We start from the raw sequence: 15610 nt of genomic DNA on the forward strand, positions 1-15610 counted from the left end.
TCGGTCGTGATTATAGCGAGTGCTTTGAGCGCCACCGGCCACGACAGCTCAGCGCTCGCGAGAAGCCATTGCTGCGGCCGTCGGCGCTCGAGCGCCGGCCGCCGCCCCGTACACAGTCTGGAGAAATGAATATGCCGTCGTTCGATGTCGTTTGCGAAGCCAACATGGTCGAAGTCAAGAATACGATCGAGCAATCCAACAAGGAAATCTCCACGCGCTTCGATTTCAAGGGATCGGATGCGCGCGTCGAACAGAAGGAACGCGAACTGACGATGTTCGCCGATGACGAATTCAAGCTGGGCCAGGTGAAGGATGTCCTGCTCTCGAAGATGGCCAAGCGCGGCGTCGACGTGCGCTTTCTCGATTACGGCAAGATCGAGAAAATCGGCGGCGACAAGGTCAAGCAGATCGTCACCATCAAGAAGGGCGTATCGGGCGATCTGGCCAAGAAGATCGTCAAGCTCGTGAAGGACAGCAAGATCAAGGTGCAGGCGAGCATTCAAGGCGACGCCGTGCGCGTGACGGGCGCCAAGCGCGACGATCTGCAAAGCGTCATCGCGATGCTGCGCAAAGAGGTGACCGACACGCCGCTCGATTTCAACAATTTCCGCGATTGACGCGATTTGACGCCCTCGACCTGATCGCCCCGGCAGCCGGCAATCGTCAATGCTTGCGCATCGGCGCCGCGCCGCCGTCGTGTTTGGCGCCCGGCTGCGCAGCCGCCTTCTTCTCGCCAATCCGGCTTTCGGTACCGGCGATGAGCTTGGTGATGTTGCCGCGGTGGCGCCAGACCAGCAGCGCGCTCATGGCAAACACCGCCCAGGCAATCCGATTGGCGCCGAACAGGAATACGTCGAACAGCGGTGCAAAAACGGCCGCGACGATCGCCGCGAACGAAGAATACCGAAAGAAAAACGCGATGATGAGCCAAGTGAGCGCCGTTGCGAGACCCAGCACGGGGTGAATCGCGAGCAGCACGCCGGCCGCCGTCGCCACGCCCTTGCCGCCCTTGAACTTGAAGAAAATCGGGTACAGATGCCCGAGAAACACGGCGATCGCCGCCAGCGCCACGGCCGTGTCGTCCAAGCCATAACGCGCGCCGAAGCGCGCGACGAGCCATACGGCCAGCCATCCCTTGAACGCATCGCCCAACAGCGTGAGGATGGCGGCGATCTTGTTGCCGCTGCGCAGAACATTGGTCGCGCCGGGGTTCTTCGATCCGTACGAACGTGGATCGGCCAAGCCCATGGCGGCGCTGACGATCACGGCGAACGAGATCGATCCGATCAGATAAGCGGCGACGGTGGCGATCAGCATTTGCATAAAGGCACTCTTTCAACTTGGCGGGCATAACCTGCGAAACGCGCAGGGCGGCTCATTTTACGCGGCTCGCGCGGCTCAGGGTTCAAGGCTCAGTCTACGCTCGCGCATTGCACAGGCTTCGCATCGAGCAATGCCGTCAGCACTGAGGGCGCCAGGCTGACCAGGTAGCCGCGCCGCCCACCGTTCAGGTAGATCGAATCGAGCTCGAGGATGGTCGATTCGACGTAGATGGGCATCGGCTTCTTCGTGCCGAACGGCGAAGTACCGCCGACGAGGTACCCGGAATGGCGATTGGCGACTTCGGGCTTGCACGGCTCCACGCGCTTCGCGCCGATCTGGCGGGCGAGGTTCTTCGTCGAGACGGTCCGGTCGCCATGCATGAGAACGATCAGCGGTTTGGCGTGCTCGTCCTCCATGACGAGCGTCTTGACGACCCGGTGCTCGTCGACGCCGAGTTGGCGTGCCGATTCGGTCGTGCCGCCGTGCTCGACATAGTCGTACGGGTGTTCACCGAAACTCACGTTGTGGCGCCGCAAGAACTGCGTGGCCGGGGTCTCCGAGACATGTTTGGTTTTGCTCATCGGCGCATTGTAAGCGCAACGGCCCCGTCATTTCACCTCGCGGCTCATGCCCGCGGCGCAGTCATCGGGCCAGGCGTCATCATCCGCGCGGGTGATGAATCGCATGCAAGGTCTTCAGGCGCTCGCGCGCGACGTGGGTGTAAATCTGCGTCGTCGAAATGTCGGCATGGCCCAGCAGCAATTGCACGACGCGCAAATCCGCGCCGTGATTGATGAGGTGCGTCGCGAACGCATGACGCAGTGTGTGCGGCGAAAGCGGCGTTTGGACATCCGCCGCGCGCGCATGTCGCTTGATGATGTTCCAGAACTGCTGGCGCGTCATGCCCTCGCCACGGGTCGTGACGAATAGCGCGTCGGCGGATCGCGCCCCCATCAGTGCCGGCCGCGCCTCCCGCAGGTAACGCGCGATCCAGCCGTGAGCCTCTTCGCCGAACGGCACGAGGCGCTCTTTCGAGCCTTTGCCCATGACGCGCACGACGCCATCGTTCAAACCGACTTCCACCGTCTTGAGCAGGACGAGTTCGCTCACGCGCAGGCCGCTCGCATACATCAGTTCGAGCATGGTGCGATCGCGCAGCCCGAGCGCGGTATCGACATCGGGTGCGGCCAGCAACGCTTCCACCTGCGCCTCGCTCAGGGTCGAAGGAAACCGCGGCGCCTGCTTGGCCGAGCGAATGCGCAGCGTCGGATCGGCGCTGACCCGGTGTTCGCGCAGCGCCCAGGCGTAGTAGCGGCGAAAAACGGACAGCCGGCGGTTTGCCGACGTGCTCTTGCCATCGCTGCGCGCCGCGAGATAGCCGTTGATATGCTCCTCGGCGGCCGCATCGATGCCGACGCCGTGCGCGCCCACGAGCCAATCGGCGAACAACCGCAAATCGCGTCCGTACGCGTCCAGCGTATTGCGCGCGAGACCATGCTCGAGCCAGAGCGCATCGCCGAAGGCGTCGATCGCGCCCGCATTGGCGGCCTGCAGCGCCAGGGTGGCCGCGTCGGCCGGCGGCTCGAGCGGCGGCCGCGACGCCAATGGCGAGGGCGCCTCGGGCACACCGCCCGACACCGCCTCGACGGGCGCGGACATGGGCTCGTTCGCGTCGCTCATAGTGCAAGCGCGAGTTGATTGCTTTCGTGCGCGAGCAGCCAGCGCTTGACGCGCGGGTAGAAGCCGTCTCCCGCGTGATGCGAGAAACCGCCGAGCCCGTTTGCCGCCACCACGCGATGGCAGGGGATCACGAGCGGAAACGGATTGTCGCCGCATGCCTGTCCGACTGCGCGCGGCACGCCGCCCACCTGCTGCGCGAGCGCGCCGTAGGTCAGCACGCTGCCGCGCGGGATCTCGCACATCGCCTGCCAGACGCGCCGCTGAAACGGCGTGCCGACATCGGCAAGCGGCAACTCGAATGGCGCGGCGGCGTTGGCGAGATAGCGCTCGATCTGGCGCGCCGCGCGCTCGGCGAGTGCCGAATCGGGCGCCATGACGCCGACCGAATCTTCGAGATAGACAATGGCGCGCACGCAGCCGGCAGCGGCGTCGACGCCAATCCCGACTTTGCCGAACGGCGCGCTCACGACGGCGTTGTACATCGGTTCTCTCCGGTGGCGGGCAATCATGTTGCGAGCATAGCCTACGCAGCCTGCAACGCCCACTGCACGTGCTCGCGCACTAACGACGAAGCATCGTCGGCCCGCGCCCGCAGCGCCGCGACGATCCGCGCTCTTTCATCGGCGGCCAGCGTCTCGGAATTGCGCAGCGCATTGCCCATCGCCACCGCCAGATTGCGCAGCCAGCGCTCATGGCCGATGCGTCGAATCGCACTGCCTTGCAGGCGTACGTCGAATTCTTCGGCGCTCCAGGCGAACAGATCGACGAGCCGCGCCCGATCGAGCCCATGCCGTACGTCGAAATCATCGACGGGCGCCGCTTGCGCGAACTTGTTCCACGGGCAGACGAGCTGACAGTCGTCGCAACCGTACACGCGGTTGCCGATCAGGGGACGCAGCGACTCGGGAATGCTGCCCTTCAACTCGATCGTCAGATAGGAAATGCAGCGGCGCGCATCGACACGATAGGGGCCGACGATCGCGCCCGTCGGGCAGACGTCGATACAGCGCGTGCAGTGCCCGCAGTGTGCGCCCTGCGCACGTGTCGCTGGCCCCGGCGCACTTCGCGCATCGGTCGGCAATGGGATGTCGACATAGATTTCGCCGAGGAAGAACAGCGAACCGGCGTCGCGTTCGAGCAGCAACGTGTGCTTTCCGCGCCAGCCGATCCCGGCCTTTTGCGCGAGCGCGACTTCGAGCACGGGGGCCGAATCGGTGAACACGCGATAGCCGTAAGCACCGACCTCGCGCTCGATGCGCTCGGCCAGTTGCTGCAGGCGTTGACGCATGACCTTGTGATAGTCGCGGCCGCGCGCGTAGATCGAGACGACCGCCGCCGATGGATCGGCAAGGCGCTCCCACTCGCGCGCACGCCAATCGCCCGCCTCCTTCCCCTCGCCGTGCGCCGCGGCTGACGGTGTGCTTTCAGCTTCGTTCCTTGCGAGCACCGAGGCGGGCATGTAGGCCATGCGGGCACTGATCACCCGTCGCGTGCCGGCCACAAGCTCCGCCGGCCGCGCGCGTTTGGCGCCATGTTTGGCCATATAATCCATTTCGCCGTGGCAGCCCGCCTCGAGCCACGCCGTGAGCGCCGCTTCGGCATCACTGAGGTCGGTATCGCTGATCCCGACTGCGCCGAAACCGAGTTCGCGGCCCCAGGTCTTGATGCGCTGCGCAAGCGCCGCCAATGCGGCGGCGTCGAGCTTGCCGGCAACGTCGGCGGCCGCATGTGACGGACCGACTTCGTCCGGCACGCGAGAATCCGTGGCGGCCTGTTGTGGACTTCGTTTCATCCCGCTATTTTACGAGAATGCCCGTCGTGCCCGATCCGTCGTCTTTTCCGCACGCGAACGTCCTTCTCGAGCGCCGCTTCACGCTCGATGATCTCGCGGCCACCGACGCGCTCGGCGAGCGGTTCGCCCACGCCATCGATTACGTGCGCGCGAAGCCGGGCTTTACCGGTCTGCACGTGCAGCTGCTTGGCGATCTCGGCGCCGGCAAAACGACGCTGGTGCGCGCGACGTTGGCGGGGCTCGGTCATAGCGGGCGCGTGCGCAGCCCAACGTATACGCTCGTCGAGCCGTACGCGCTCGCACGCGAAGGCGGCCCGCTCGAAGTCTTCCACTTCGATCTCTATCGTTTTGTCGACCCGGCCGAATGGGCCGACGCAGGGTTTCGCGAATACTTCGATTCCGGTGCGATCTGCCTCGTCGAATGGCCGCAAAAGGCCGGCACATTGCTGGGCAAACCCGATCTCGTCTTCGCACTCGATACGGTCGATGGCGAGCGGCGCCGGCTCGATGCTCACGCCTACAGCGAATCAGGAAAAGCATGTCTCGAAAGATGTTGATCAAGCCGTTCCAATCGATCGAATCGGCGGCGACGGCCACGCACAACTGGCGCCGTCGTCAGATGTTGCGAGCCGGCGCCTCGACGCTCGTGGTCGGGCTCGCCGCTTCGCTGGGGCTGCCGCGCGCAGCGTTCGCGAGTTCGGTGCTCGGCGTGCGCGTCTGGCCCGCGCGCGATTACACGCGCGTGACGATCGAATCGGATCAACCGTTGCAAACAACGCAGCAGTTGCTGCAAGGGCCCGATCGCCTCGTCGTCGACCTGGACGGACTCGATCTCGACCAGGCGCTGCGCGATCTTGTCTCGAAAATCACGCCGAACGATCCGCAAATCCGCGCGGTACGCGTCGGCCAGTTTCAGCAGCACGTCGTGCGGCTCGTGTTCGACCTGAAGGGGTCGGTGAAGCCGCAGGTATTCTCGCTGCCGCCAGTGGGCGCCTACCGCTATCGGCTCGTGCTCGATCTGTACCCGACCGTCGCCCCCGATCCGCTGATGGAACTGCTGGCGCAAACGGAGCGCAAAGAAAAGCGCCTGAACGAGAGCCAGCATAGCGAGGATGCCATGCAGCCTGCACCGGCGCCGCTCGCGGGGCCTGCCGCCCCGCCGCCCCCGCCGGCCGACAACAGCGATGCATTCTTCGAGCGCTATGCGCAAAACACGCCGCCCGGCGCACCGAACGCGAGCCCGGGCAACAGTGGCGCGCGCAAGCCCCGGAAGCCGTCATCGGCGCCGCCGACGCTCGCTCAGCGCAAGGCCGCGCCCGACAGCCGCGGCGGTGACGATGGGCTGGAGGACGGCGACACCTATGCGTTCACGGCGCCCAAGACCGGCAAGACGGTCCGCCTGCTGACCGTCGCCGTCGATCCGGGGCACGGCGGCGAAGATCCCGGCGCAATCGGCAGCGCCGGCACCTACGAGAAGCATGTCGCACTCGACATCGCGAAGAAATTGCGCGCGATGATCGACGCGCAGCCGAACATGCGGGCGATGATGACGCGCGACGCCGACTTCTTCGTGCCGCTCAACGTCCGCGTCCAGAAAGCGAGGCGTGTCGGCGCCGATCTGTTCGTCTCGATCCATGCAGACGCCTTCACCACGCCGCTGGCGCGCGGCTCCTCGGTATTCGCGCTGTCCGAGCACGGCGCGTCGAGCGCCGCGGCGCGCTGGATGGCGAATAAGGAGAACTCGTCCGATCTCATTGGCGGCATCAACGTCAAGACGGCAGACGAATCGGTGAACCGGGCGCTGTTCGACATGTCGACGACGGCCCAGATCCGCGACTCGCTGCGTTATGGCTCGTTCGTGCTGAAGGAGGTCGGGGAGATCAACAAGCTGCACAAGGGGTCGGTCGAACAAGCCGGCTTCGCCGTGCTCAAAGCGCCCGATATCCCGTCGATCCTCGTCGAAACCGCCTTCATCAGCAATCCGGAAGAAGAGACGCGCCTGAACGACGACGGCTATCGCACCGAGATGGCGAGCGCCATCCTGAAGGGGATCAAACGCTACTTCGCGGCCAATCCGCCGCTCGCCAAAAACCGCATGACGTAGCGCCGGCGGCGGCGGCGCTCACGCGCGGGCGGGTCGGCCCGGGCGAAGTACAATGGTGCGCCCTGGACCCCATGGAGCGCGCCTTGTCGTCATCGGTCAAAGCCATCCTCAAGCCGTCGCTGCGCGACATCGGCAGTCTCACGGTTCGCCGCGTGCTGCCGGCGCTGGCGGCCCGTCTCGTCGGCCCCTTCATCTTCTTCGACCACATGGGCCCCGCGAGCTATGCGCCCGGCACCGGCGTCGACGTTCGACCACACCCCCACATCGGACTTGCCACCGTCACCTATTTGTTCGAAGGTGCGATGCTCCATCGCGACAGCCTCGGTTCGGTGCAAAAAATCACCCCCGGTGATGTCAACTGGATGACAGCCGGCCGCGGCATCGTTCATTCCGAACGCACGCCCGACGAGGAACGCCAGCGCGGGCAGGTCATGCACGGCATTCAGACCTGGGTCGCACTGCCGCTCGCCCATGAAGAAGCGGAGCCGTCGTTCGAGCACCACGCGGCCGCCACGCTGCCGCAGATCGAACGCAACGGCGTCACGCTGACCGTCATCGCCGGCAGTGCTTTCGGGGCGCAGGCGCCGACCGTGACGTTCTCGCCCACGCTTTATGTCGCCGCGCGTTTCGCGCCCGACGGCGCGCTCGCGCTCGACGCCGAGCACGAAGAGCGCGGCGTCTATCTTGTCGACGGCGACCTCGCCATCGACGGCGAGCCGCTTGCCGCGACGCACATGGCGCTGCTCGCGCCCGGTGAAACGGTCACGCTGGCAAGCCGCACGGGCGCGACGGTGATGCTGCTCGGCGGGGCGAAACTGGACGGCGAGCGCTTCATCGAATGGAACTTCGTCGCAAGTTCGCGCGAGAAAATTGCGCGGGCGAAAGCGGCATGGGCGGCGCAGACGATGGGCCACGTTCCGGGCGAAACCGAATGGATCCCGCTGCCCGAGCGCCCGGCTCACTAAACCGCTCATCAGGCCACTCATCAGCGCGCTCGGCTGGACGGCCTGATCCGGCCGACCCGCCAAACCGGCCCGTTTGATCGACTCATTGGTCCGGCGATGACCGCCACGGTGCCCGCCCGTGGCGTTGCATGTCCCACTATCCGAGCCGTCGGCCGGTTGAAACGGCGCGCACTGTCCCCACCTGCATCATCGGTCAACGCCATACGAGGAACATCGATGAACACCACCATGGCCACTTTCGAAAAAGACGTGATCGACGCGTCGGAGCTCTGCCCCGTTCTCGTCGATTTCTGGGCGCCGTGGTGCGGCCCGTGCAAATCGCTCGGCCCGCTACTGGAGAAACTCGAGCGCGACTACGCAGGCCGCTGGCGCCTCGTCAAAGTCAACGTCGACGAGAATCCGCAGTTGGCCGCGCATTTTCAGGTGCGCAGCATTCCGCACGTCGTGGCGTTCGCGGGCGGGCGCCCGGTCGATCAATTCACGGGCGTGCTGCCGGAAAGCCAGTTGCGCGGCTTTATCGAACGCATCGTGCCGAACCCGGCGCAGACCGAACAGCGTAGCGCCCGCCAGGCACTCGAAGATGGCCAACGCGAGGTGGCGCTCGATCATCTGCAGGCGGCGCTCGCGCTGGACCCGGGCTTTGACGACGCGCGGCTCGACCTGATCGAGTTGTTGCTCGACGAAAACAAGACCGAGGAGGCACGCCGCGAGGCCGAGCTGCTTTCCCCGAAAACCAGGCAAGGTATCGACGGCCGCTACAACTCGCTGAAGACGCGGCTGGACGCGCTCGACGCGGCCGCGGAGCTGCCGCCGACCGACGCGCTGGAGCGCGCCGTCGAAGCCGACCCGGCCAACCTGGACGCCCGCTTCGACCTGGCCAGCGCGCTGATCGCACGGCGCGCCTACGATCAGGCACTTGGCCATCTGCTCGAAATCGTCCAGCGCGACCGCTCGTTCCGCGACGACATCGGCCGCAAAACGATGCTGTCGGTGTTCGATCTGGCCTCGCATGAGCCGGAACTCGTCTCGGCGTGGCGTCGCAAGCTCAGCACCACCCTGAACTGATGCGGCCGGGCCGGCGCCGCTTTGGGTCGCGCCGGGCGCAGTACCGGCCCTGACGGGCTTTCAGGCCGCCGCGCCGGCCTCGTTCGCGGCGCGGGCCAACGCGCGCAGCACATGGGCCGCGGCGGCGAAGCCGAAGCTCGCCGTCACGCAGATGCTCGAACCGAATCCCGCGCAGTTCAGGCCGACCGGCCCCGCATGACCAGGCGCCGTGACGAGATGCTGGGCAACGTCGTCCATATCGCAGACGGCCGCTTCGGGATAAATGAGCGGTTCGTCGGAGTAGACGGCGCTCACCTTGAACTTCGCCTTCGGCCCGCGCGGGAAGCCGTGCTGCTTGCGCAGCTGCGCGCGCACCTTCGAGAGCAGCGGATCCTGAATCGTCAGCGCCAGATCGTCGATGCGAATGCGCGTCGGATCGAGCTGTCCGCCGGCCCCCCCGACCGTGACGAGCGGCTGCCCGCGTTCGACGCACCAGGCGATCAACGCCGTCTTCGTCCGGACGCTGTCGATTGCGTCGACGACATAGTCGAAACCGCCGCCAAGCAGGGCCTCGAAGTTGTCGGGATCGACGAAATCCTCCACCCGGCGGACTTCGCACTGGCGATCGATCAGGGCGATCCGCTCGGCCATCGCATCGACTTTCGGTTTGCCGTAATTGCCGTCGAGTGCGTGTATCTGCCGGTTCGTGTTGCTTTCGGCGACATTATCGAGGTCGATCAGCGTGAGCTTGCCGACGGCGCTCCGGGCCAGCGCTTCCGCGACCCACGAGCCCACCCCGCCGATCCCGATGACGGCCACGTGCGAGCGCTCGAACGCAACGAGCGCAGGGCGGCCGTAAAGCCGCGCGATGCCTCCGAAGCGGCGCTCGCGATCTGCCTCGTCGGCGGCGTCGAGCGTGGCCGGCGCGGGAGTAAGATCGGAAGTTGACGCGGTGTCGCGAAGGCTGGACATGGGGTTGACAATCGTGCGAGCGAAGCCTGTATTGTGCCTCATCGGCTCGTGCAAAGCCGGTGGCCGGCCGCCGCGGGGCGCCGCCCGTGTGCCGGCTTTTCGCGGTGCGGCCCGCCCGCGCTGCGGCCTGCCGACGCAGGGCAGACACAAGGCAGACTTTTCCCGGGTTGGCTATACTGACTCCGACCCTGTAGCGGCCGCATAAAAACATGACCACCCTAGCCGATCTCCGTAAAGACTATGCCCGCGGCTCCCTCGACGAAACGAGCGTCGATGCCGACCCGATCCGGCAATTCGAGACCTGGTTCAAACAGGCCCTCGACGCGCGGCTGCCCGAGCCCAATACGATGACGCTTGCCACCGTCGACGCGCGCGGCTATCCGTCGGCCCGCATTGTGCTAATCAAGGGGGTGGACGAGCGCGGCTTCGTGTTTTTCACCAACTACGAAAGCCGGAAAGGACTCGACCTGGCGGCGAACCCGCATGCGAGCCTGCTGTTCTATTGGATCGAACTCGAGCGCCAGGTGCGGGTGGAAGGGACGGTCGTGAAAACCGGCGCAGACGAAAGCGACGCGTATTTCAATTCGCGCCCGCTCGGCTCGCGTATCGGTGCATGGGCGTCGGATCAGAGCCGCCCGATCGAAAGCCGTGCGCTGCTCGAAGCGCGCGAGAAGTCGTTCTCGGAGCGCTTCGGCGAAAATCCGCCGCGCCCGCCTCACTGGGGCGGTTATCGGCTCGTGCCCGAGACGATCGAATTTTGGCAGGGGCGCCCGTCGCGCTTGCACGACCGGATCCTTTACAGCCGCCAGAGCGCCGGCGGTTGGCGCCTCTCGCGACTGTCGCCCTGACGGCGGAGTCGACGCGCTGCACCACGATCGGCGGGGCCCGCTCGCCGTGATCGTGGTGCGACATGCTGCGTCGCCCGCTCGTCAATGCAGGAAAACGCCGCCCGCGTTCGCTCGCGACCTGCGGACGGCTGGTTAGCTTGGCTTCGCATTTTCAACGAATACGGAGAAAAAGCATGTTCTGGGAGAAAAAGCTAGCGCAGTGGGTCGACGAAGTACGCAACACAACGAATATTCCGGCCCGGCTCGTCTTGTGGAATGGCCAGCAACTGGACTTCGGCAGTTTCTCGGCGCCGCAGGTCACGCTGAAGGTGAATTCGGCCTCGGCACTACCGCTCTTGCTCGAGCCGAGTCTGGACAACCTCGGCGAAGCCTACGTGAAGGGCAAGATCGACATCGAGGGCAAGCTCTCGGACATCATCTCGGTCGGCTATTCGCTCGCCAGGAGCACGGTCACGAGCGCCGGCAAGCTCGCGCGCGTGCGGCGCTATTTCAGTCATTCGAAAGCGTCCGACAAGAAAGCGATCCAATACCACTACGACGTCTCGAACGAGTTTTACAAGCTTTGGCTCGACGAGAACATGGTGTATTCGTGCGCCTACTTCGAAAACGGCGATGAAGATCTGGCCACGGCGCAGATCAAAAAGATCGATCACATTCTGACGAAGATTCAGGTCCGGCCCGGGCACCGGCTGCTCGATATCGGCTGCGGCTGGGGCGCCCTGGTGCTGCGCGCGGCCGGTAAATTCGGCGCACAGTGCGTAGGCGTGACGCTTTCGCAGAACCAGTTCGACCTGGCCACCGAGCGCGTCAAAGCCGCGGGCCTCACCGACAAGATCGAAATCCGGCTGCAAGACTATCGCGACGTCGAGGGCCAGTTCGACCGCATCACGAGCGTCGGCATGTTCGAGCATGTCGGGCGCAAGAATCTGCCCGTCTATTTCAGCAAGATTCGCGACCTGCTCGTCGATGACGGCATCGCGATGAATCACGGCATCACCTCGACCGACTACGACAGCGGCGAAACGGCGCTGGGCGGCGGCGAATTCATCGATCGATACGTTTTCCCGGACGGCGAGCTCCCGCATATCAGCCTGGCGCTCGAGGCGATGCAGCGGGGCGGGCTCGAGGCCGTCGACGCCGAAAGCTTGCGGCGCCATTACGCGCGCACGCTCGAGATCTGGACCGAGAACTTCGAATCGAAGGCCGACACGCTCAAATCGCTTGTCGATGACGAAAAGTTCCGTATCTGGCGCGTCTATCTGGCCGGTTGCGCCTATGCCTTCGAGAATGACGACGTTTCGCTGTTTCAAATCGTCTGCCGCAAGGCGGGCCGCAGTGCGCAAACATTGCCTTGGTCGCGCCGCTACATGTACGATCGCCCGCTTGGCGCCTAGCGCGGATATGGGCCCGCCTCGCGGCCCGGCAATCGATGCCAGCACGCAACGACGACCCGCAATTCGATCTGTTCGGCAATCTGGACGCCGGCTCCCGGGAGCCGGTGTATGCCTGTACGCAACCTGCGCTGCCCGGGCGCGAACCTGACGACGGCGCCGGCCAGGCACGAGGCGCAGACGCCACACCCGGGAAGCGATCGGGCCGCGCACGCCCCGTTCTGGCCGCCACGCCGGCCCCTGAAGTGCTCGATGCGAGTGGGGCGCTGCCACGGCATGTGCATCTGGGTACGTCGTCGTGGTCATTTCCCGGCTGGGAAGGCATTGTCTACGGGGGCGCTTACAGTGACGCGAAGTTGGCGCGCGACGGCCTTGGCGCTTACGGCGCGCACCCGCTGCTGCGCACGGTCAGCATCGACCGCTCGTTCTATGCGCCGCTTTCGGTAGCCGACTACCTGCGCTACGCGCAGCAGGTGCCCGACGACTTTCGCTTTATCGTCAAAGCGCCGGCCTCGGTAACCGATGCAACCGTGCGCGCCGAGCGCGGCGAACCGATCGCCGACAATCTCTGCTTCCTCGATGCCACGCTGGCCACGAATGAATTCGTGGCGCCGTGTCTCGAAGGGCTCGGGGCAAAAGCCGGCGCGCTCGTTTTCCAGTTTCCGCCGCTGCCCGAACGCACGCTGGCCGATCCTGCCGGTTTCGTCGAACGACTCGCTGCGTTCTTCGACGCCCTGCCGAAGTTGTCGTCGATCGCCGCGAGCGCGCCCGGCACCGCTACCCCTTGCTACGCGCTGGAGATCCGTGACGCCTGTCTGCTCACGCCGCGGCTGATCCGCATGCTGCGCGAGCGCGGCGTGCGCTACTGCGTAGGCCTGCACGCACGCATGCCCGACCCGCTGCGCCAGGCGGCGGCGCTCGCGCTGCTCGACGGTGATGCCCCGTGCGGCCCGCTCATCGTGCGCTGGAGCCTGCACGGCGGTTTCAAGTATGAACAAGCGAAGGCGAAGTACGAACCGTTCAACCGGCTCGTCGACGAAGACCCGGCGACGCGCGCGGCGCTCGCCGAACTGGCCGCCCGATATGCGATTGCCGGGCAGCCGGTGCTGATCGTCACGAACAACAAAGCGGAAGGATCGGCGCCGTTGACATGCGTGGCGCTCGCGCGCGAAATCGCGCAGGCCTGCGCACGTCTGCGCGACGAGGCGGCGGCGGCGCCTGCGGGGTAAGCCTTACGCGCCCGGACGCATCCAGCTTGCGAATTTGGCGCGGAACTTCGCCACTTTCGGCGCGACGACGAACGCGCAATAACCCTGTTCGGGGTGCTGCGCGAAATACCGCTGATGATAGGCCTCGGCCGGCCAGTAGTTATCGTTCAGCGGCATGACTTCGGTGACGATCGGCGCATCGTAGACATTGTCGCGAGCGAGCGCGCTAATCGCCTCGAGCGCGATGTCGCGCTGGCGTTCGTCGTGCGTAAAGACGACGGACCGGTACTGCTCGCCGACGTCGTTTCCCTGACGGTTCAGCTGCGTCGGATCGTGGATCGAAAAAAAGATCTGCAGAATCTCGTGATAGCTGATGCGCGTCGGATCGAATTCGACCTTGACCACTTCCGCGTGCCCGGTCCCGCCGTCGCACACCTGCTCGTACGTCGGGTGCGCGACTGCGCCGCCCGCGTAACCGGACTCGACGCTCTTCACGCCTTCGACGTCGGCATAGACGGCTTCCAGGCACCAGAAGCATCCGCCGCCCAGCGTGGCGATTTCGCTCGTCGTCTGACTCATGGCTTTCATTCTCCCGTTTCAAGCTCGATAGGGTGCCGTGCGCGTGCGGTGCGCGAGAGTCGCACGCGACACACAGAGAAACAAGCTTAGTGCGTTTTGCGGCAACATGTGAGCCATGACGCAGGGCGATCATCGGCGTGTACCCTGCGTCCCGCGCACGACGCTCCAAGGCAGGTTCAGACAATTCCATTAAAATCGCGATTTACCCGCCGACTCACGCAACGAAATTTCGACTTTGGACTTCTTCTCTTCGCCCGCTGCCTCCCATGCGGCGCAAGCGGCCGCCGTGCCGCCCGCCGGAATCCGCCCACGATGAAGCGCGCGAGCCCTCCCAACTTCGACGGCGCGGCCTTCCGACGCGCACTCGGTCAATTCGCCACAGGCGTGACGGTCATCACGACGCGTGCGCCGTCCGGACAATTGATCGGCATTACAGCCAGTTCCTTCAACTCGGTGTCGCTGCATCCGCCGCTCGTGCTGTGGAGCCTTGCAACGAAGTCGGCCTCGATGCCCGTGTTTCAGGCTAACAGTCACTATGTCGTCAACGTGCTGGCCGCCTCGCAACTTGACCTGTGCCAGCGCTTCGCGACGGTTAAAGGCGACCGCTTCGCGGGCGTCTCGCATGCGGCCGGCGATACAGGCATGCCGGTGCTGGACGGGGCGCTCGCGTGGTTCGAGTGCCACAACCGGAGCCGCTACGAGGAAGGCGATCATGTGATCTTCGTGGGCGAGGTCGAGCGCTGCGGCGTCCACCCGGATGCCGACGACATCGCGCCGCTCATTTTTCATGGCGGCGCGTTTCATGGGGTCAAGCCGCTCTAGGCCATCGCGGCGGGGGTGCTGCTTTCGGACCCGCTCCGCCTTCTGACCCACTCCCGCTTTCGACCGTCGGCGATCAGACCCAGGTGGCTCCTGCGCCGTACCTGCGCCCCGGTCCTCGCGGCGGCACGACGAATCGATTGCCTTTCACGATCTTCACGCGCTTGTCGTCGGGCAGCTTATGGACGGCGTCGCGCACCACCAGATCCTGCAGGCCGATCGCCTCGTAACCGTAAGTGCGCGGCCCTGTCTCCGGTGAATCCAAAATGAGCGTACGGGTGCGAGACTCGTCTTTATAGCCGACGAGCCAGCCCACCCCGATGTTCCGGCTCGACAGATGCGCGACCAGCCGATCGAGGAACGCCCCCTTTCCCAGCAAGCATCCTTTGAACGCCAACAGGCCGACTTCCTTGAGACCACAAACGGCCAGCAGCTTGGCGACGCCACCGCTGTCGAGCAGCGTGCGGTGCAGCGCGAGCCCCTCGGGCAGGCCATGACTGACGATGATCAGTTTGGTGCCGAGGCCGCTGAACGAAAGCGAGCCCGGAGTCAATGCCTGGAAGCCCAACGGCAGGTGCCCCGCCAGAGGACGCGCGTCGGGGTATCGCAACGAAAAACTTCGCTCAAGGGGAATCTGATAACGCTCCCGCCAGGCATAGGCGGCGTTTCGGATGACCCGGTCTGCGGGGTCCAGAAGAATGATGGCCGCTTCTTTCCACTTCAATGGTGGCCTCCGGTGTTGTGTCGAAAAGAACGACCAAACTAGGCCGGATCCATCCGCCGGAACCATCCGCGGGGCCATCTCGGACGAAATCACCGTTGGCTGGCGCGGTTTTCGATTTTTCTTAACCGCGCCAGCCGCACGGCTGCGCCGCATGCACAGCG

The 15610-nt window shown here is 65.3% G+C and carries 17 protein-coding genes; 9 read left to right on the plus strand and 8 right to left on the minus strand.

Annotated features, from left to right (window positions below; all coding sequences use genetic code 11):
• The first annotated feature begins 131 nt into the window (after nt 1-131).
• Nucleotides 132-617, plus strand: a complete 486-nt coding sequence (locus tag C0Z19_RS05950) for a YajQ family cyclic di-GMP-binding protein (protein ID WP_102609117.1) — start codon at nt 132-134, stop codon at nt 615-617.
• A gap of 46 nt (nt 618-663) precedes the next feature.
• On the opposite strand, the gene plsY is transcribed toward C0Z19_RS05950, so the two are convergent.
• The 5 genes from plsY to queG all read right to left on the minus strand — a co-directional run bounded on the left by plsY (nt 664) and on the right by queG (nt 4795).
• The gene (gene plsY / locus C0Z19_RS05955) at nt 664-1323 is read right to left on the minus strand and encodes a glycerol-3-phosphate 1-O-acyltransferase PlsY (protein WP_102608888.1); all 660 of its coding nucleotides are present in this window, start codon (nt 1321-1323) and stop codon (nt 664-666) included.
• An 89-nt stretch (nt 1324-1412) separates the two neighbouring features.
• Nucleotides 1413-1904, minus strand: coding sequence for a Cys-tRNA(Pro) deacylase (ybaK, locus tag C0Z19_RS05960; protein WP_102608889.1), 492 nt, complete (start codon nt 1902-1904; stop codon nt 1413-1415).
• Nucleotides 1905-1983: 79 nt separating this feature from the next.
• Complete coding sequence (xerD, locus tag C0Z19_RS05965; protein WP_102609118.1) at nt 1984-2982, minus strand: site-specific tyrosine recombinase XerD; 999 nt, start codon at nt 2980-2982, stop codon at nt 1984-1986.
• A gap of 17 nt (nt 2983-2999) precedes the next feature.
• Nucleotides 3000-3485, minus strand: a complete 486-nt coding sequence (locus C0Z19_RS05970) for a methylated-DNA--[protein]-cysteine S-methyltransferase (protein WP_102608890.1) — start codon at nt 3483-3485, stop codon at nt 3000-3002.
• A 41-nt stretch (nt 3486-3526) separates the two neighbouring features.
• Entirely contained in the window at nt 3527-4795 is a 1269-nt protein-coding gene (gene queG / locus C0Z19_RS05975) for a tRNA epoxyqueuosine(34) reductase QueG (protein ID WP_102608891.1), read from the minus strand.
• Between the two features lie 17 nt (nt 4796-4812).
• Between queG and tsaE the strand changes: the two genes are divergently transcribed.
• From tsaE to trxA, 4 genes are all read left to right on the plus strand, one after another.
• Nucleotides 4813-5352: a tRNA (adenosine(37)-N6)-threonylcarbamoyltransferase complex ATPase subunit type 1 TsaE gene (gene tsaE / locus C0Z19_RS05980; protein ID WP_102608892.1), complete on the plus strand. Its 540-nt coding sequence runs from the start codon at nt 4813-4815 to the stop codon at nt 5350-5352.
• Nucleotides 5334-6899: an N-acetylmuramoyl-L-alanine amidase gene (locus C0Z19_RS05985; RefSeq protein WP_102608893.1), complete on the plus strand. Its 1566-nt coding sequence runs from the start codon at nt 5334-5336 to the stop codon at nt 6897-6899. The genes tsaE and C0Z19_RS05985 overlap by 19 nt, the downstream gene beginning before the upstream one ends.
• 83 nt (nt 6900-6982) lie before the next feature.
• Nucleotides 6983-7864, plus strand: a complete 882-nt coding sequence (locus C0Z19_RS05990; RefSeq protein ID WP_102609119.1) for a pirin family protein — start codon at nt 6983-6985, stop codon at nt 7862-7864.
• Between the two features lie 216 nt (nt 7865-8080).
• The gene (gene trxA / locus C0Z19_RS05995) at nt 8081-8929 is read left to right on the plus strand and encodes a thioredoxin (RefSeq protein WP_102608894.1); all 849 of its coding nucleotides are present in this window, start codon (nt 8081-8083) and stop codon (nt 8927-8929) included.
• A 60-nt stretch (nt 8930-8989) separates the two neighbouring features.
• Here trxA and C0Z19_RS06000 read toward each other — a convergent pair whose 3' ends face one another.
• On the minus strand, nt 8990-9880 hold the full coding sequence (locus C0Z19_RS06000) for a tRNA threonylcarbamoyladenosine dehydratase (RefSeq protein ID WP_102608895.1): 891 nt from the start codon (nt 9878-9880) through the stop codon (nt 8990-8992).
• A 209-nt stretch (nt 9881-10089) separates the two neighbouring features.
• On the opposite strand from C0Z19_RS06000, the gene pdxH reads away from it, so the two are divergent.
• From pdxH to C0Z19_RS06015, 3 genes are all read left to right on the plus strand, one after another.
• A complete protein-coding gene (gene pdxH / locus C0Z19_RS06005) occupies nt 10090-10728 on the plus strand; it encodes a pyridoxamine 5'-phosphate oxidase (RefSeq protein WP_102608896.1) in 639 nt (212 codons plus the stop codon).
• Between the two features lie 173 nt (nt 10729-10901).
• Nucleotides 10902-12122: a class I SAM-dependent methyltransferase gene (locus C0Z19_RS06010; protein ID WP_102608897.1), complete on the plus strand. Its 1221-nt coding sequence runs from the start codon at nt 10902-10904 to the stop codon at nt 12120-12122.
• 35 nt (nt 12123-12157) lie between these two features.
• Nucleotides 12158-13348 (plus strand): DUF72 domain-containing protein, encoded by a 1191-nt coding sequence (locus tag C0Z19_RS06015; RefSeq protein ID WP_102608898.1) that lies wholly within the window; start codon nt 12158-12160, stop codon nt 13346-13348.
• 3 nt (nt 13349-13351) lie between these two features.
• On the opposite strand, the gene msrA is transcribed toward C0Z19_RS06015, so the two are convergent.
• Entirely contained in the window at nt 13352-13906 is a 555-nt protein-coding gene (gene msrA / locus C0Z19_RS06020; RefSeq protein ID WP_102609120.1) for a peptide-methionine (S)-S-oxide reductase MsrA, read from the minus strand.
• Nucleotides 13907-14218: 312 nt separating this feature from the next.
• Between msrA and C0Z19_RS06025 the strand changes: the two genes are divergently transcribed.
• Complete coding sequence (locus C0Z19_RS06025; RefSeq protein ID WP_102608899.1) at nt 14219-14728, plus strand: flavin reductase family protein; 510 nt, start codon at nt 14219-14221, stop codon at nt 14726-14728.
• A gap of 73 nt (nt 14729-14801) precedes the next feature.
• Here C0Z19_RS06025 and C0Z19_RS06030 read toward each other — a convergent pair whose 3' ends face one another.
• Nucleotides 14802-15602: a hypothetical protein gene (locus tag C0Z19_RS06030; protein WP_146012007.1), complete on the minus strand. Its 801-nt coding sequence runs from the start codon at nt 15600-15602 to the stop codon at nt 14802-14804.
• Nucleotides 15603-15610: the final 8 nt, after the last annotated feature.

It is taken from the genome of Trinickia soli (assembly GCF_002879855.1).
Taxonomy (GTDB): Bacteria; Pseudomonadota; Gammaproteobacteria; order Burkholderiales; family Burkholderiaceae; genus Trinickia; species Trinickia soli.